The sequence below is a fragment of the Mixta intestinalis genome (assembly GCF_009914055.1).
Taxonomy (GTDB): Bacteria; Pseudomonadota; Gammaproteobacteria; order Enterobacterales; family Enterobacteriaceae; genus Mixta; species Mixta intestinalis.
The window spans coordinates 595,690-610,190 of sequence record NZ_CP028271.1 but is presented as its reverse complement, the minus strand read 5'-3'; the positions used below and the strand labels follow the sequence as shown (position 1 = coordinate 610,190).

Below are 14,501 nucleotides of genomic sequence, written 5' to 3'. Positions count from 1 at the left end.
ATTACAATTCCTCTACAAACGCTTTGGGAACATTTAGGCAGAACAGTGATCGATCTCACGAATTTCACATTTTAAACAAATTTAATTATCTGATTTGACAAAACTTAAACATTTCAGTTACAAACTAATGCACAAAATTCCTGGGATGCATAAAAGTTATGGGGGTACACTTTCCCCTAATGGTAAGTTATGTAACAGTGATTGAATTAAATTGCTAAACGCATCAGATTATTAGTTAAGATTCATAATGACCAGAACGGATCTTTAACAACCGCAGAACGCATTAGTATCATGGCTGCCGGAAGCGTTTCCAGCCGCGCCCGTCACTCTGTACCCTGCACGCAACCCATGCCACAGAGTAGACAGCCTGTCATTTTTTCGGCGATCCGCAGCATGTTGCTAATTCTGGTGTCAAAGATCTATCAAACATGGCGCTAAGGAGACTGTAAATGTCTGATAAAAAAGTGACGCTCACCGTAACCGGTGAAACGCCTGTTGAGCTTGACGTGCTACAGGGCACGCTGGGTCAGGATGTGGTGGATGTACGAAGCCTTGGCTCTAAAGGTTTATTCACGTTTGACCCAGGTTTTACCTCTACTGCGTCCTGTGAATCCAAAATCACTTATATCGACGGTGATGAAGGCATTCTGCTTCATCGTGGTTATCCGATCGATCAACTCGCCACTCAGTCTAACTATCTTGAAGTCTGCTATATTCTGCTGAACGGCGAAGCGCCGACGCAGGAGCAGTTTGAAGAATTCCGTACTATCGTGACGCGCCATACCATGATTCACGAGCAGATTACTCGTCTGTTCCACGGTTTCCGTCGCGATTCACACCCGATGGCGGTTATGTGCGGTGTGACCGGCGCGCTGGCGGCATTCTATCATGACTCGCTTGATGTCAATATTGAACGCCACCGTGAAATCGCCGCTTTCCGTCTGCTTTCCAAGATGCCGACCGTTGCTGCAATGTGTTACAAATACTCAATCGGTCAGCCGTTTGTCTATCCACGTAACGATCTCTCCTATGCGGGCAATTTCCTGCATATGATGTTCGCCACGCCGTGCGAAGAGTACACCGTGAACCCGGTGCTGGAACGCGCGATGGATCGCATTTTGATTCTGCACGCCGATCATGAGCAGAACGCCTCTACCTCTACCGTACGTACCGCTGGTTCATCCGGCGCTAACCCGTTCGCCTGTATCGCTGCCGGTATCGCTTCACTGTGGGGGCCGGCGCACGGCGGTGCCAACGAAGCCTGTCTGCGCATGCTGGAAGAGATCAGCCATAAAGATCATATCCCGGAATTCGTGAAGCGCGCGAAAGACAAAAACGATTCGTTCCGTCTGATGGGCTTCGGTCATCGCGTGTATAAAAACTACGATCCGCGTGCCACGGTGATGCGTGAAACCTGCCACGAAGTGTTGAACGAGCTGGGCATGAAGGATGACCTGCTGGAAGTGGCGATGGAGCTGGAGCATATTGCGCTCAATGACCCCTACTTTATTGAACGTAAGCTCTATCCGAACGTCGATTTCTACTCCGGTATTATCCTGAAAGCGATGGGTATTCCTTCGTCAATGTTTACCGTTATCTTCGCGATGGCACGTACCGTTGGCTGGATTGCGCACTGGAAAGAGATGCATGACGAAGGCATGAAGATTGCCCGCCCGCGCCAGCTCTATACCGGTTACGCTCAGCGCGAGTTTGAGTCTAACCTGCCGAAGTAAGCATTAAAAAGGGCCTGCGGGTCTTTCAGGTTATCGCTAAAGCTAAGGAGCGGGATATGTCTCCTGCGACAGCACGGTAATAATAACTAAAGGGCCTACCGGCCCTTTTTTATTACCCGCAACGCGCAGTTAGTGCTGACAGCCGGGACACCAGTAAAAGGGGCGCGATGAGAGCATCGTTTTCTCAATCGTACCGCCGCAGCGCTCACACGCCTTACCCGCACGATGAAACACCTTAAACTCAAACGCGGCACCGTGATGCGCACTGGTCATGGTGCCGCGCATACGATAAGAGTGGCGCGGAATCGCCAGCAGCGCCTGCGTTAACCGCGCCAGCTGCGGTTCGGTTAAATCCTGCGCCCGATGCTGTGGTGCCAGCTCCGCCTGCCACAAAATCTCCACGCGCAGATAATTACCCAACCCGGCAAGAAAAGCCTGATCGAGCAGCAAACCGCTAAACTGACGCCGCCGGAAACGGGGAGAGAGTAAGCGTTCGCGCACTTCCTCTTCCGTCAAACGCATATCCAGCACATCGGGCCCGATACGCTGCAAAAAGGGATGCGCCGCCAGCGTATCAGCGTTATGCATCTCAATATCTGAGGCGCTGTAAAGCAGAATAGTCCAGTCAGCGCAGGCAAGCTTAACACGCAGCACCCGCTGTGTTACGGGTTCACTGCCGGTTTTCACCACGCGCCAGACGCCGTAAAGCTGATTATGACTGTAAAGCGTCAGCCCATTGGAAAAATGCGTCAACAGCGCCTTGCCGCGTGTCTCAATCGCCGTCACGGTCTCGCCAACCAACGCATCTTCATAAGTTTTCAATTGCGGAAAGGCAAACCAGACCGCCGTCAACGGCTTGCCGACAATGGCTTCTTCCAGCCGATCCGCCGCGCGGCGGATCTCTGGTCCTTCTGGCATAAGATTATCCTGTTAGTGCGTTGCGCCGCCAACCAGGCGCAAATCTTGTTCGGTGCGAAGCGCAATAGTAATCGCCATTTCCAGTGCCAGTATGATGGTTTGTGCCGCCATGCTGGGGCTACCGGGATGCTTTACCGCCTGCTCCGGAAGGTAGGGCACATGAATAAATCCACCACGTACCTTATCATCCTGCTGAGCAAGGCGATGCAACAGACCATACATCACATGGTTACACACGTAAGTGCCCGCAGTTTGCGACACTGAAGCCGGAATGCCCGCCTCGCGTATGCCATCAACTATCGCTTTGATCGGCAGCGTGGCGAAATAGGCGGCCGGGCCGCCGGGAATAATCGGCTCATCGATCGGCTGGTTGCCATTATTATCCGCAATACGCGCATCGTTAATATTAATGCCGATGCGTTCGACGGTAATATCGGCGCGTCCCCCCGCCTGCCCTACGGCAATCACCAGATCTGGTTGCAGCGCCTCCATTTCAGCATACAGCGCGGTTAACGCATCGCCAAAAGCACAGGGCAACTGCCTCGCCATCACTCTGTATCCGCATACCATGCGTTCATGCAGCTGACGCACCGCCTCCCAGGAGGGATTAATCTGTTCGCCGTTAAAAGGCTCAAACGCCGTAATCAGCACTGTCTTCATTTATCGCCTCACAGGAACATTAAAAAATAGAGTAGAAAAACATTAACAATTAACAATAGCACGCCAGTCGGCACCTGAATCTTGATTACCGCGTTGCGATCCGGCAGCTCCAGCAGCGCCGCTGGCACGATGTTAAAATTGGCCGCCATCGGCGTCATCAATGTCCCGCAATAGCCGGAAAACATGCCGATCGCCGCCATCACCGCCGGGTTGCCGCCGTGCTGTAACACCAGAATTGGAATCCCAACGCCTGCGGTAATAATCGGAAAAGCGGCGAAAGCGTTACCCATAATCATGGTGAGCAAGGCCATACCCAGTACAAAAACGGCGACGGCGATAAAACGGTTATCAACCGCCAGATAGTGCGAGGTTAAATGAGCAATTGCGGTGCCCACTCCTGCGCTGGTAAACAGCAGGCCAAGCGTGGCGAGGATCTGCGGTAAAATAAACGCCCAGCCAATGGCATCCAGCAGACGGCGCGCCTCCTGCATCGACTGTGCCGGACTTTCGCGGCTCATTTTCAACGCCAGCAGCCAGCCGATAAAGCAGCCGATGGTCATAGAAAAGAGCGTAATCAGCGTGGCATGATTGCCGTCACCAAATACCGCCTGTTGCAGACCGGGCAAATGGTTAAAGGCCAGTACGCCCGCCACGGTAACCAGCGGAATAGCCAGCGCCGGGTAAAACAGACGCCCACCGAGACGCCTGGCGCTCTGCTGACGCTCTTCTTCACTGCGCTGATGATAACGTCCGAGACGCACGCCACCGCAGCCCGCCAGCAAGGCCATCACCACCACCAGCACGCCGATAGCAATATGTAGCCCACGCGCGCCTGACTCGCGGCTGGCGCTGAACTGTTCCGCCAGCTGATAAGCCCAGTCACCCACAAAAAAGATCAGCGCATACAGCCCCCAGAACAGGCCGGTGGTTAAACGGCGCGGATTCGCCTTATCGCGCCACGACATCAGCGCCACTACCAGCAGAATCAGACCCGCCAGATAGAACAGATATTGTTGCTGAAACATTAGCGACCTCCTTTCTGTTGCAGGGCCGCCTGATTCAGCGCGCTCAGTTCTGCCGCCAGTTTCTTATCCAGCCGTCGCAGACGCAGCGCATGAATAATAAAGGCGCACACCGCCGTGGGAATGCCCCAGAGCGCGATATGCAGGGGTTCGGTCTGAATACCGCCCGACTCCAGCATAAAATTGTGCATAAAGATAATCGCGCCGAAGGCGACAAAAATATCCTCGCCAAAAAACAGCCCGACATTATCGGTAGCGGCAGACATGGCGCGCAGACGATAGCGCACCGAATCTGGCAGATCGCCGTAGCGGTTTTCCGTCGCCCCTTCCGCCATCGGTGCCAGCAGCGGGCGCACCATTTGCGGATGTCCACCCAGGCTGGTTAAGCCCAGCGCCGCCGTTACTTCGCGCACCAGTAGATAAATCGTCAACAGACGTCCGGCGGTGGCGGTTTTAATGGTTGCGATCCATGCCTGTGCGCGCTCTTTAAGCCCGTGCCGTTCCAGCAGGCCGATAACCGCCAGCGGCAGTAGCAGAATAAACGGCAGATTGCGCGTATTCAGGAAACCGGAACCCAGTTTTTCCAGGATATCCATCAGCGGCATATGCGCCGCTACGCCGGTCACGCCGCCTGCGATAACCACCACCAGTACCGGATTAAAACGAAGCAGGAAACCGATAACGATGGCGGCGATGCCAAGCAACGGCCAAAGATTAACCAGAGGTTGCATAATTTCTCCTGTAAAATTCCCGGTGCGAACCGGGATAATGGTCAGACGTCACTGCTGACTAAAATGTGCTGCGCGGCAAAGGCGGCGCGCAGCCGACGGGCAAAGGCGAGCGCATGGAGACCGTCGCCGTGCAGGCAAACGGTTTGCGCCCGCAGCGCTACCCATTCCCCCGTTACGCTTTCGACTTTGCCATGCTGCACCATGCCAAGCGTACGAGAAATGGCCTGTTCCTCTTCTTCGATCATCGCTCCCGCCTGACCGCGCGGCACCAGCGAACCGTCGGCCTGATAGCCGCGATCGGCAAACACTTCTTCACGCGTGCGCAACCCATAATGCTGCGCGGCGCGTATCGATTCGCTGCCTGCCAGCCCCACCAGTAGCAGGCTCGCATCCACCGCTTTGACCGCTCTGGCGATAGCATCCGCCAGCTGCGCATCACGCGCCGCCTGGTTATAGAGCATCCCGTGCGGTTTAACGTGCGTCAGCTGCCCCCCTTCGCTTTCCGCCAGCGCCTTGAGCGCACCAATTTGATACAGCATCTGGGCGTAAACGGTTTCCGGCGGTAGCTGCATCGCGCTGCGCCCAAAGTTTTCCCGATCGGGAAAGGCGGGATGCGCGCCGATGGCGACACCATACTCCAGCGCCCAGCGCACCGACTGCAGCATGGTCTGCGCGTCACCCGCATGAAAACCACAGGCGATATTGGCGGAGCTGACCAGCTGTAACAGTTCGCGATCGCTGGCGCACCCTTCGCCTAAGTCAGCGTTTAAATCAATTTTCATTTTCCAGTCCCCATGCTATGCGTGCGATAACCTGCTGCTGTTGCTGCTTCGCCTGTAGCGCTTCCTCCAGCGTGCAGTGAATAAAATGGATCGGCTCACCCAGGCGGATCTGCGCCAAATGATAAAGATCGGCTTCGATCACGCAGGCGATACGTGGATAGCCGCCGGTAGTTTGTGCATCGGCCATCAGCACAATCGGCTGACCGCTATGCGGCACCTGGATAACGCCGGGCAGCAAACCGTGCGAAAGCAGTTCACGGCGGCTGTTGCGCGTCAGCGGTCGCCCCTGTAAGCGGTAGCCCATGCGGTTACTTTGCGGATCGAGCCGCCACGAGATGCGCCAGAAGGCTTCCTGTGACTCGTGACTGAACTCATGGTATTCCGGACCGGGTAGCGCACGCAGGCGATTGCCCCACAGCAGCTGGCGCACCCCGGCCGGGCGGGTTAACTGGCGCTCCGGCACGGCCAGCGGCAGCCTGTCGCCATCCTGTAAACTGCGCCCCTGCCAGCCGCCGAAAGCGGCCTTCAGATCGGTGCTACATGAATCAAGTAGCGGCTCGACGGCAAAACCGCCATCAATCGCCAGATAGCTGCGCATGCCGCGCACCGGCATGGCGAGCGTCAGCCGTTGCCCTTTTTTTACCGCATGCCGCCAGCCGGTCCAGACAGGACGTCCGTCCAGCTCGGCGTTACAGCCCGCGCCGGTCAGCGCAAACCAGCCGTCGCGCCCAAACTCGGCGCAAAACTGGCCCAGCGTAATCTCCAGCACCGCCTGCGATTGTGCATTGCCAACCAGCAGATTCGCGGTGCGCATCGCCGGTTCATCCAGCACCCCGCCGCTGCTGATACCAAACTGACGCCAGCCGCTGCGCCCGTTATCCTGTAGCGTGGTATGCATACCGGCACGAATAATTTTCAGCATACGCCCTCCTTCTGCGGCACAAATCGCACGCTATCACCGGGACGCAGCAGCGTCGGTGGCTGATGCTGCGGATTAAACAGCGCCAGCGTGGTGCGCCCCAGTAGCTGCCAGCCGCCGGGAGACGCTAAAGGATAGATACCGGTTTGGCTGCCACCGATGCCTACCGAACCGGCAGGTACCAGCACGCGTGGTACATCGCGACGTGGGGCGTGCAGGCGGCTGTCCAGTCCACCCAGATAGGGGAAACCAGGCTGAAAGCCGATAAAATAAACCACATAGTCAACGGCGGCGTGCGCCTCAACCAGCTGCTGCGGCGACATCTGGCAGTGGCGCGCCACCGCGGCCAGATCCGGCCCCGCCTCGCCGCCATAAATAACCGGAATAGCGACATGGCGTGACTCAGGCACGGCGGCCTCGCTCTCTTCCCACCAGCGTTGCAGACGTTCAATCGCATCCAGCGCCTGCTGCTGTGGATCGCGCAGCACTACCGTCAGATTATTCATTCCGGGGATCGCTTCCAGCACCTGCGGATAGTCGCGCAGGCGCTGCGTTAATCCCCAAATTCGCTGCTGGCTGAGCAACGAAACGGGCGGTTCCAGCTCAAGCACGACCGCGCGTTCCCCCAGCAGGTAACAACGTGCTCGTTGCAAAACACACCTCCTGACATCACAAACTGCGTGACTTATTCATTTTGAACAAATAGTTATGCGGTGATGCTACAAGAGTGTCAACCAATTTGAGCGAGGATGTGACGCAGATATGGCGACGGGAAGCATCCCGTCGCAGGTGAAAAGACGTTTTTTCAGGCGGGATTATCGATGTCGATAAAGGTGACATCCAGCCGATAATGCGCGACCAGCCATTCGCCCAGCGCACGAATGCCGCCGCGCTCCGTGGCGTGATGCCCCGCTGCGAAAAAGTGCAGACCATTCTCTCTGGCGCTGTGGATAGTTTGCTCTGAAACCTCGCCGGTGATAAAGGCATCCACGCCAAACGCCGCCGCGCTGTCGATAAAGCCCTGACCGCCGCCGCTGCACCAGGCAACACGGCGAATCTGCTGCGGCGCGGTGTCGCCACAGTGGAGCGGCTGACGCCCCAGCACCTCAGCGATACGCGCAGCCAGTGCTTCTCCACTTAGCGCCTGCGCCAGTTCGCCCCACGGCACCAGCGGCTGAATCTCGCCCTGAACGGTAATACCCAGCGCCTGTGCCAGCTGCGCGTTGTTGCCCAGCTGCGGGTGCGCATCCAGCGGCAGGTGCCAGCCGTAGAGATTGATATCATTCGCCAGCAGCGTGCGCAGGCGGCGGCGCTTCATGCCTTTAATCGCCGGTGCCTCGTTTTTCCAGAAATAGCCGTGATGCACCATTACCGCATCCGCTTCCAGCCGCACCGCTTCATCCAGCAGCGCCTGGCAGGCGGTGACGCCGGTCACGATCTTCCTTACCTCTGCGCGGCCTTCAACCTGCAAACCGTTGGGCGCGTAGTCGCTGAAGGCGGCACTGTTAAGCTGTTGGTTAACGATCTGCTCCAGTTCAAAGTTATTCATTCACCTACTCCGGGGATATGACCGACGACGCCTGGCGCGCCGCCTCAAAAATAGCCAGGGTTTGCTCTCTTGCCGCCTTATGTTCCACGATTGGCAGCGGATAATCGAGCCGTTGATGATTTTTCTTTGCCCAGTCATGCGGATGATGAATCACTTTATCGGGCACCGCCGCCAGCTCCGGCAGCCAGCGGCGGATAAATTCACCCTGTGCGTCAAAGCGCTCGCCCTGAGTGGTGGGATTAAAAATACGAAACCAGGGAACGGCATCGGTGCCGGTAGAGGCGGACCACTGCCAGCCGCCGTTGTTGGCGGCCAGATCGCCATCGATCAGTACCGACATAAAATAGCGCTCGCCCAGCCGCCAGTCGATTTGCAGATCCTTAATCAGAAAGCTGGCGGCGATCATGCGCAGGCGATTGTGCATCCAGCCGGTGGCGTTTAGCTGACGCATCGCAGCATCAACAATGGGATAGCCGGTTTTCCCCTGGCACCAGGCGTCAAACTGCTCGGGCCGCTGCTGCCAGGCTAATTTTTTCGTCCAGGCCGCAAAAGGCTGGTTTTTACACAGCTTTGGAAACGCAACCAGCAGGTGGCGGTAAAAATCACGCCAGATTAGCTCATTCAGCCAGACGCTGGCCTGCCCTTCCTCCAGCGCCTGCGGCTGTTCGCGCAGCAGACGATGTAAGCACTGACGCGGCGACAGCGTGCCGGTCGCCAGGCACACAGAAAGCCTGCTGGTGCCCTCCAGCGCGGGGTAATCACGCTGCGCCGGATAATCCAGCACCGGCTGACGACAGAAAGCGCGCAGGCGCTGTAGCGCGGCGGCTTCGCCAACGGGAAATAGCTGCTCATCAAACGATTCACGCGGATAGTCAAAAGGTGACAGCGGTAGTAATGTTGTTAGCGGCGTTTCTGCACGCGCCTGCGGTGCCGACAGACACTCTGGCAGCCCGGCACGCAGACGCTTGCGATACGCTTTGCTGAACGGCGTAAAGACTTTATACGCTTCATTATTGCCGGTTCTGACGCTGCCCGGCGGCAACAGGACGCTGTCGTCAAACCCCTGCACCGTCACGCCCTGCTCAGTGAGCCGACGCTCAACGGCGGCATCCCGTTCGCGTTCGTTAAATTCATACTGATAGTTGTAAAACAGCGCATCAACCTGCTGTTCGTGACAGAAATCTTGCAGGTAGCTAACGGAGGCGGTGAAGTCATCACACTGATGATAGTGCAGCGCGATCCCCTTTTCCGTCAGGCTTTGCTGTAGCTGTTGCAGGCTACGCCAGATATATTCCGCCTGACGCGGTGCCATATTATGCTGATGCCACTGCTGCGGCGTGGCGATAAACAACGCAATCACGCGGGCATGGCGCGCACGGCAGGCTGCCCAGAGCGCGCTGTTATCGTTGATGCGCAGATCGTTGCGCAGCCAGACCAGATGGGTGGTCATAGGTTCTCCTGAGCGATCAACGACCGTAGCGTAAACGCAGCGCTTCCGGGTAAGGCTCAAAATAACGCTGTTGCGCCAGCCATTCGTGCGGATACTCTTTCATATAGTGTTTAAGCAGCGTAATCGGCGCCAGCAGCGGCTGTAAGCCCTGACGATAACGATCGATCAGTGAAGCCAGTTCCTGACGCTGGGTGGAAGAGAGCTGGCGACGAAAATAACCCTGAACGTGCATCAAAACGTTAGTGTGATTATTACGCGTGGCGCGATGCGCCATCAGCGCCATCAGGCGATTACGGTATTCCGTTGCGTACGCTTCAAGCGAAGGATAACTGTTCATTGCCGCAACGAAGCGTCCCATCTCACGATACTCCGGCTGTGAATGGGCCAGCAGCAGCAGCTTATAGCGTGTGTGAAAAGCGATCAGGCCGTGCGCCGTCAATCCCTGACGCCACATCTGATTAAACTCATGCAGGGCATAGATCCGGCCGACAAAATTTTCCCGCAGCACATCATCATGCAGACGCCCATCTTCTTCCATCGGTAACCAGGGCATTTCGCGTTGCAGCGCTTCGGCGAAGATACCGATACCCTCTTTACGATTGTTGTTACTGTCAGGTTCGTATACGCGTACCCGCTCCATGCCGCAGCTGGGGGATTTAGCACAGAGAATATAGCCGCACAGATGATGCAGACCGCTGACCTTATGCGCGGCAAACTCACGCATCTGCGCGGTGATCTCTTCGCCGCCGGTTTTGCTGAAGCAAAGTGCAACCTCATCCTGCTTTTTCACCAGCCGCAACGCCGGACGCGGCGTCGGTAATCCGATCGCCATTTCCGGGCAGATCGGTTCATAGCGCACATAGGGAGCGAGTTGTTCAGCGGCGAAAGCCAGTCGTTTATGACCGCCGTCGAAACGCACGCTTTCTCCCAATAAACAGGCGCTGATTCCTACCGGTATTTTTTCGCTCATACTTGTACAACTCCAAAAACTTTGTATAAGTTTTAGTTTAGCTGAAGCCCAAGTGCAACGCACTTAAAATCCAGTGACACCGGAACAGAAGGCAAAAAAAATCCCGCCGCTCGGCAGGATTTATCGGGATAGCAAACGCTATCTGTGATTAGATTGCTGATCAATCCCTGGCCTTAATTGCCAGTTTAGTAGAAGTCTCCGCCCGCCGCTTCCGCCTGGGCCAGCCAGACGGGCTTGCTGCTGGTCTTACTCCAGACACGGTGCAGATAGCTGTAAAAACGCGCTCTGTCGGGGCGGAAAATCATTATGGGTAGCGCCAACAGGCCAATAAGTACAACGGCCGTGCGACGCAGGATAATTTTAGGCAGGGGATAAACAGAATACATAACCTACGCCTCCTGGAGATAAGTAAATAACGGAATATGTGAACGATAATAGACCTCATTGTGTAATTTTACTACTCATCCGACCACTTTTTTTGCTGAAAAAAAGGACAAAAAATGCCCCAGGCGGTAACTAAGTTACAAAATTGTTTATTTATGGTTTTAATGTTGTTCTATTAACGGCTGATGTTAACGATAAAGAGCACGACGCGTTCTATCAGAATGCGCTTTCAGGTTGTTCAATCGATTCTACGGCACGGAGAGGCCCCGTTTTGACCAGCGTACTGATTGTTGAAGATGAAAAAGAGATACGGCGTTTTTTACGTGTAGCGCTGGAGGGTGAAGCACTGCGCGTATACGACAGCGATACCTTACAGCGCGGTCTGATTGAGGCGGCAACGCGTCGCCCCGATCTGGTCATTCTCGACCTCGGCCTGCCCGACGGTGACGGCATCGACTTTATTCGCGATCTGCGCCAGTGGAGCGCGATCCCGGTTATCGTCCTTTCGGCGCGCAGCGACGAGCAGGACAAAATCGCGGCGCTGGATGCCGGAGCGGATGATTTTCTTACTAAACCCTTTGGCATCGGGGAATTACAGGCGCGGGTGCGCGTGGCGCTGCGTCGGCAGGCGGGAAAAAATGCCCCAAACAGCGTGGTGCAGTTCGGTCAGGTAGAGGTTGATTTAGCTGCTCATCATATTACGCGCGCTGGCGCTACCATCCATTTGACGCCGACAGAGTTTCGTTTGCTGGCACTGCTGTTAAATAATCCGGGAAAAGTGCTGACCCAACGCCAGCTGTTAAACCATGTCTGGGGGCCAAACGCGGTTGAACACAGCCACTATCTGCGCATCTATATGGGGCATCTGCGCCAGAAGCTGGAACAGGATCCGGCACGTCCGGCGCATCTGTTAACCGAAACCGCTATCGGCTATCGCTTCATGCCTTGAGCTACCCTATCGCCCATAAAAAAGGCGCTGATGATCAGCGCCTTGTTTGTTTTCGCGTTCAGACTCAGGCGTTTTTCAGTACCGCGCTGACGATCTCAACGGCTTCTTTCTCGATTTTTTCGCGATGTTCTGCGCCGAGGAAACTTTCACAGTAAATTTTATAGGCATCTTCAGTACCGGACGGACGTGCGGCGAACCAGCCGTTTTCCGTCATGACTTTCAGACCGCCAATCGCCGCCCCGTTACCCGGCGCGCTGGTCAGGCGCGCGGTAATCGGATCGCCAGCCAGCGTATCGGCGCTGACCATTTCCGGCGACAGCTTCGACAATGCCGCTTTCTGTGCCGACGTGGCAGGTGCCTGTAAGCGGTTATAGCTTGGCGCACCAAAGCGTTTAGCCAGCTCATCATAGTGCTGCTGCGGGTTTTTTCCGGTCACGGCAGTAATTTCCGCCGCCAGCAGGCAGAGAATAATACCGTCTTTATCGGTAGACCACGGCGTGCCGTCAAAACGCAGGAAAGAGGCGCCCGCGCTCTCTTCGCCGCCGAAGCCAAAGCTGCCGTCAAACAGGCCATCGACAAACCATTTAAAGCCGACCGGCACTTCCACCAGCTTACGTCCGATATCGTTAACCACGCGATCGATCATCGCGCTGGATACCAGCGTCTTCCCAACGGCCACCTCTTTACCCCACTGTGGGCGATGCTGGAACAGGTAGTTAATCGCTACCGCCAGATAGTGGTTCGGGTTCATCAGGCCCGCAGGCGTGACAATGCCGTGACGGTCATAGTCAGGATCGTTACCGAAAGCGAGATCGAACTTATCGCGCAGCGCCAGCAGGCCCGCCATCGCACATTCAGAAGAGCAGTCCATGCGCACTACGCCATCTTTATCCAGATGCATAAAGCGGAAGGTTTGATCGATAGCGTCGTTAACGATGGTCAGATCGAGCTGATAATGTTCAGCGATACGCTGCCAGTAGGCCATGCCGGATCCGCCAAGCGGATCGACACCGATTTTCAGGCCCGCTTTTTTAATCGCGTCCATATCAACGACCTGCGCCAGCCCTTCTACATACGGCTGGATCAGATCTTTTTCCCGCAGATGACCGCTGGCCCAGGCCTGTGCCAGGGTGAGGCGTTTCACCTCTTTCAGGTCATCTTTGATCAGCTGGTTAGCGCGATCTTCCACCACTTTCGTGACGTTGGTATCCGCCGGGCCGCCATTCGGCGGATTGTATTTGATGCCGCCATCTTCCGGCGGGTTATGCGAAGGCGTGATTACAATACCATCCGCCTGTGCGCCGCCCGCTTTGTTGTGTTCAAGGATAGCGTTTGAGATCGCCGGGGTTGGCGTATAGCCGTTGTCCTGCTGCACAATCACATCAACACCGTTAGCCGCCAGCACTTCCAGCACGGAAATAATCGCCGGTTCCGACAGCGCATGCGTATCTTTACCGACAAAACAGGGGCCGGTAATGCCATTTTTACGCCGTTCTTCCGCTATCGCCTGCGCAATCGCGAGAATATGCGTTTCGTTGAAGCTTTGACGCGCGGCGCTGCCGCGATGGCCTGATGTGCCGAATTTCACCGCATGTTCCACATTGCCTTTCTCAGGTTGCAGAACGTAATACTGGGACGTTAATTGTGCGACGTTAATTAAATCGCTCTGCTGGGCTGGCTGCCCGGCACGGGGGTGATTGGCCATTGGCGCTTCTCCCTGACGCTTCAGTTAAATGGTGCCGCAAACCTTATCTGCCAGCTCCTGCGGGAACTGCATTGCCAGCATAATGTGTTCCACCATGCTGCATTTGCGGCCTGTATTAGTGTTGGTGATCACCCAGTACGGCGTGCCGGGCACATGCTTCGGCTTAGTATGGGTGCCATGCTGTAACAGTGTTTGCTCATCGCCGGCAAAGTAAACGCGGGTGCGTCCCTGCAGCGAGGCGGTCGCCTCGGCAAACGCAGCGGGATCAAGAGAATAGAGCGTCGACAGAATCAGCATAAAACGGTTAACCGCTTTCTTTTGCTCGGCATACTCATCAGAGAGTAGCAGCTCACGCACGGCGCGCACGCGATCCTGAGAACGTGGGACCGGTTTGCTGGTCTCACTCTCCTGACTCACGTTAACAGCTACGGCGGGAGCCGTAGCCGCAACCGGCGCACTCTGACCGGCGGTAAATTTCAGCATACGCCGTAAAATATCCGAGGCACTTTCACCGATATGCTGCGTGTGACTGGCAATGTAGCGGTAGAGCTCTTCGTCGACTTCAATCGTTTTCATCTTCATCCGTACGGTAATTGCTTGTGGCAGAGCCAGGCGCAGCGGATATTAGCCAGGTTCAGCTGTACAATTTGCGCGCTGGTTCTAACATAAGGATTATAAAGTTAAATCCTGCGGGTCGGTAGCAACGTTGGCGCTTGCAGACAAAAGTCA

15 protein-coding genes are annotated in these 14,501 nt (G+C 55.9%); 2 read left to right on the top strand and 13 right to left on the bottom strand.

What is annotated here, in order from left to right; all coding sequences use genetic code 11:
* The first annotated feature begins 449 nt into the window (after nucleotides 1-449).
* The gene (locus tag C7M51_RS02830; RefSeq protein WP_160620319.1) at nucleotides 450-1,733 is read left to right on the top strand and encodes a citrate synthase; all 1,284 of its coding nucleotides are present in this window, start codon (nucleotides 450-452) and stop codon (nucleotides 1,731-1,733) included.
* A gap of 129 nt (nucleotides 1,734-1,862) precedes the next feature.
* Here C7M51_RS02830 and nei read toward each other — a convergent pair whose 3' ends face one another.
* The 11 genes from nei to C7M51_RS02775 form a co-directional block, all read right to left on the bottom strand.
* Complete coding sequence (gene nei / locus C7M51_RS02825; protein WP_160620317.1) at nucleotides 1,863-2,651, bottom strand: endonuclease VIII; 789 nt, start codon at nucleotides 2,649-2,651, stop codon at nucleotides 1,863-1,865.
* Between the two features lie 12 nt (nucleotides 2,652-2,663).
* Nucleotides 2,664-3,311, bottom strand: a complete 648-nt coding sequence (gene pcp / locus C7M51_RS02820) for a pyroglutamyl-peptidase I (protein ID WP_160620315.1) — start codon at nucleotides 3,309-3,311, stop codon at nucleotides 2,664-2,666.
* An 8-nt stretch (nucleotides 3,312-3,319) separates the two neighbouring features.
* Nucleotides 3,320-4,336, bottom strand: coding sequence for a DUF979 domain-containing protein (locus C7M51_RS02815; protein WP_160620313.1), 1,017 nt, complete (start codon nucleotides 4,334-4,336; stop codon nucleotides 3,320-3,322).
* The gene (locus C7M51_RS02810; RefSeq protein ID WP_160620311.1) at nucleotides 4,336-5,064 is read right to left on the bottom strand and encodes a DUF969 domain-containing protein; all 729 of its coding nucleotides are present in this window, start codon (nucleotides 5,062-5,064) and stop codon (nucleotides 4,336-4,338) included. Before C7M51_RS02810 ends, C7M51_RS02815 begins: the two co-directional genes overlap by 1 nt.
* A gap of 41 nt (nucleotides 5,065-5,105) precedes the next feature.
* A complete protein-coding gene (pxpA, locus tag C7M51_RS02805) occupies nucleotides 5,106-5,846 on the bottom strand; it encodes a 5-oxoprolinase subunit PxpA (RefSeq protein ID WP_160620309.1) in 741 nt (246 codons plus the stop codon).
* Nucleotides 5,836-6,768, bottom strand: a complete 933-nt coding sequence (gene pxpC / locus C7M51_RS02800; protein WP_160620307.1) for a 5-oxoprolinase subunit PxpC — start codon at nucleotides 6,766-6,768, stop codon at nucleotides 5,836-5,838. Before pxpC ends, pxpA begins: the two co-directional genes overlap by 11 nt.
* The gene (gene pxpB / locus C7M51_RS02795; RefSeq protein WP_160620305.1) at nucleotides 6,762-7,418 is read right to left on the bottom strand and encodes a 5-oxoprolinase subunit PxpB; all 657 of its coding nucleotides are present in this window, start codon (nucleotides 7,416-7,418) and stop codon (nucleotides 6,762-6,764) included. The genes pxpC and pxpB overlap by 7 nt, the downstream gene beginning before the upstream one ends.
* A 152-nt stretch (nucleotides 7,419-7,570) precedes the next feature.
* Nucleotides 7,571-8,314: a type 2 GTP cyclohydrolase I gene (locus C7M51_RS02790; RefSeq protein WP_160620304.1), complete on the bottom strand. Its 744-nt coding sequence runs from the start codon at nucleotides 8,312-8,314 to the stop codon at nucleotides 7,571-7,573.
* Between the two features lie 4 nt (nucleotides 8,315-8,318).
* Nucleotides 8,319-9,764: a deoxyribodipyrimidine photo-lyase gene (phrB, locus tag C7M51_RS02785; protein ID WP_160620302.1), complete on the bottom strand. Its 1,446-nt coding sequence runs from the start codon at nucleotides 9,762-9,764 to the stop codon at nucleotides 8,319-8,321.
* A gap of 16 nt (nucleotides 9,765-9,780) precedes the next feature.
* Nucleotides 9,781-10,734, bottom strand: a complete 954-nt coding sequence (locus tag C7M51_RS02780) for a YbgA family protein (protein ID WP_160620299.1) — start codon at nucleotides 10,732-10,734, stop codon at nucleotides 9,781-9,783.
* A 185-nt stretch (nucleotides 10,735-10,919) separates the two neighbouring features.
* On the bottom strand, nucleotides 10,920-11,120 hold the full coding sequence (locus C7M51_RS02775) for a YbfA family protein (protein ID WP_160620297.1): 201 nt from the start codon (nucleotides 11,118-11,120) through the stop codon (nucleotides 10,920-10,922).
* Between the two features lie 269 nt (nucleotides 11,121-11,389).
* Here C7M51_RS02775 and kdpE point away from each other — a divergent pair, with 269 nt between their 5' ends.
* Entirely contained in the window at nucleotides 11,390-12,067 is a 678-nt protein-coding gene (gene kdpE / locus C7M51_RS02770; RefSeq protein WP_160620295.1) for a two-component system response regulator KdpE, read from the top strand.
* 64 nt (nucleotides 12,068-12,131) lie between these two features.
* On the opposite strand, the gene pgm is transcribed toward kdpE, so the two are convergent.
* Nucleotides 12,132-13,772 carry a phosphoglucomutase (alpha-D-glucose-1,6-bisphosphate-dependent) gene (gene pgm / locus C7M51_RS02765; protein WP_160620293.1) on the bottom strand — a complete coding sequence of 547 codons (1,641 nt, stop codon included), beginning with the start codon at nucleotides 13,770-13,772 and terminating at the stop codon, nucleotides 12,132-12,134.
* 24 nt (nucleotides 13,773-13,796) lie between these two features.
* Nucleotides 13,797-14,348: a replication initiation negative regulator SeqA gene (gene seqA / locus C7M51_RS02760; RefSeq protein WP_160620292.1), complete on the bottom strand. Its 552-nt coding sequence runs from the start codon at nucleotides 14,346-14,348 to the stop codon at nucleotides 13,797-13,799.
* Nucleotides 14,349-14,501 lie beyond the last annotated feature (153 nt).

Coding starts and splice junctions, on each gene's coding strand:
- C7M51_RS02830 (WP_160620319.1), top strand. CDS start 450: ATGTCTGATAAAAAAGTGACGCTCACCGTAACCGGTGAAACGCCTGTT.
- nei (WP_160620317.1), bottom strand. CDS start 2,651: ATGCCAGAAGGACCAGAGATCCGCCGCGCGGCGGATCGGCTGGAAGAA.
- pcp (WP_160620315.1), bottom strand. CDS start 3,311: ATGAAGACAGTGCTGATTACGGCGTTTGAGCCTTTTAACGGCGAACAG.
- C7M51_RS02815 (WP_160620313.1), bottom strand. CDS start 4,336: ATGTTTCAGCAACAATATCTGTTCTATCTGGCGGGTCTGATTCTGCTG.
- C7M51_RS02810 (WP_160620311.1), bottom strand. CDS start 5,064: ATGCAACCTCTGGTTAATCTTTGGCCGTTGCTTGGCATCGCCGCCATC.
- pxpA (WP_160620309.1), bottom strand. CDS start 5,846: ATGAAAATTGATTTAAACGCTGACTTAGGCGAAGGGTGCGCCAGCGAT.
- pxpC (WP_160620307.1), bottom strand. CDS start 6,768: ATGCTGAAAATTATTCGTGCCGGTATGCATACCACGCTACAGGATAAC.
- C7M51_RS02790 (WP_160620304.1), bottom strand. CDS start 8,314: ATGAATAACTTTGAACTGGAGCAGATCGTTAACCAACAGCTTAACAGT.
- phrB (WP_160620302.1), bottom strand. CDS start 9,764: ATGACCACCCATCTGGTCTGGCTGCGCAACGATCTGCGCATCAACGAT.
- C7M51_RS02780 (WP_160620299.1), bottom strand. CDS start 10,734: ATGAGCGAAAAAATACCGGTAGGAATCAGCGCCTGTTTATTGGGAGAA.
- C7M51_RS02775 (WP_160620297.1), bottom strand. CDS start 11,120: ATGTATTCTGTTTATCCCCTGCCTAAAATTATCCTGCGTCGCACGGCC.
- pgm (WP_160620293.1), bottom strand. CDS start 13,772: ATGGCCAATCACCCCCGTGCCGGGCAGCCAGCCCAGCAGAGCGATTTA.
- seqA (WP_160620292.1), bottom strand. CDS start 14,348: ATGAAAACGATTGAAGTCGACGAAGAGCTCTACCGCTACATTGCCAGT.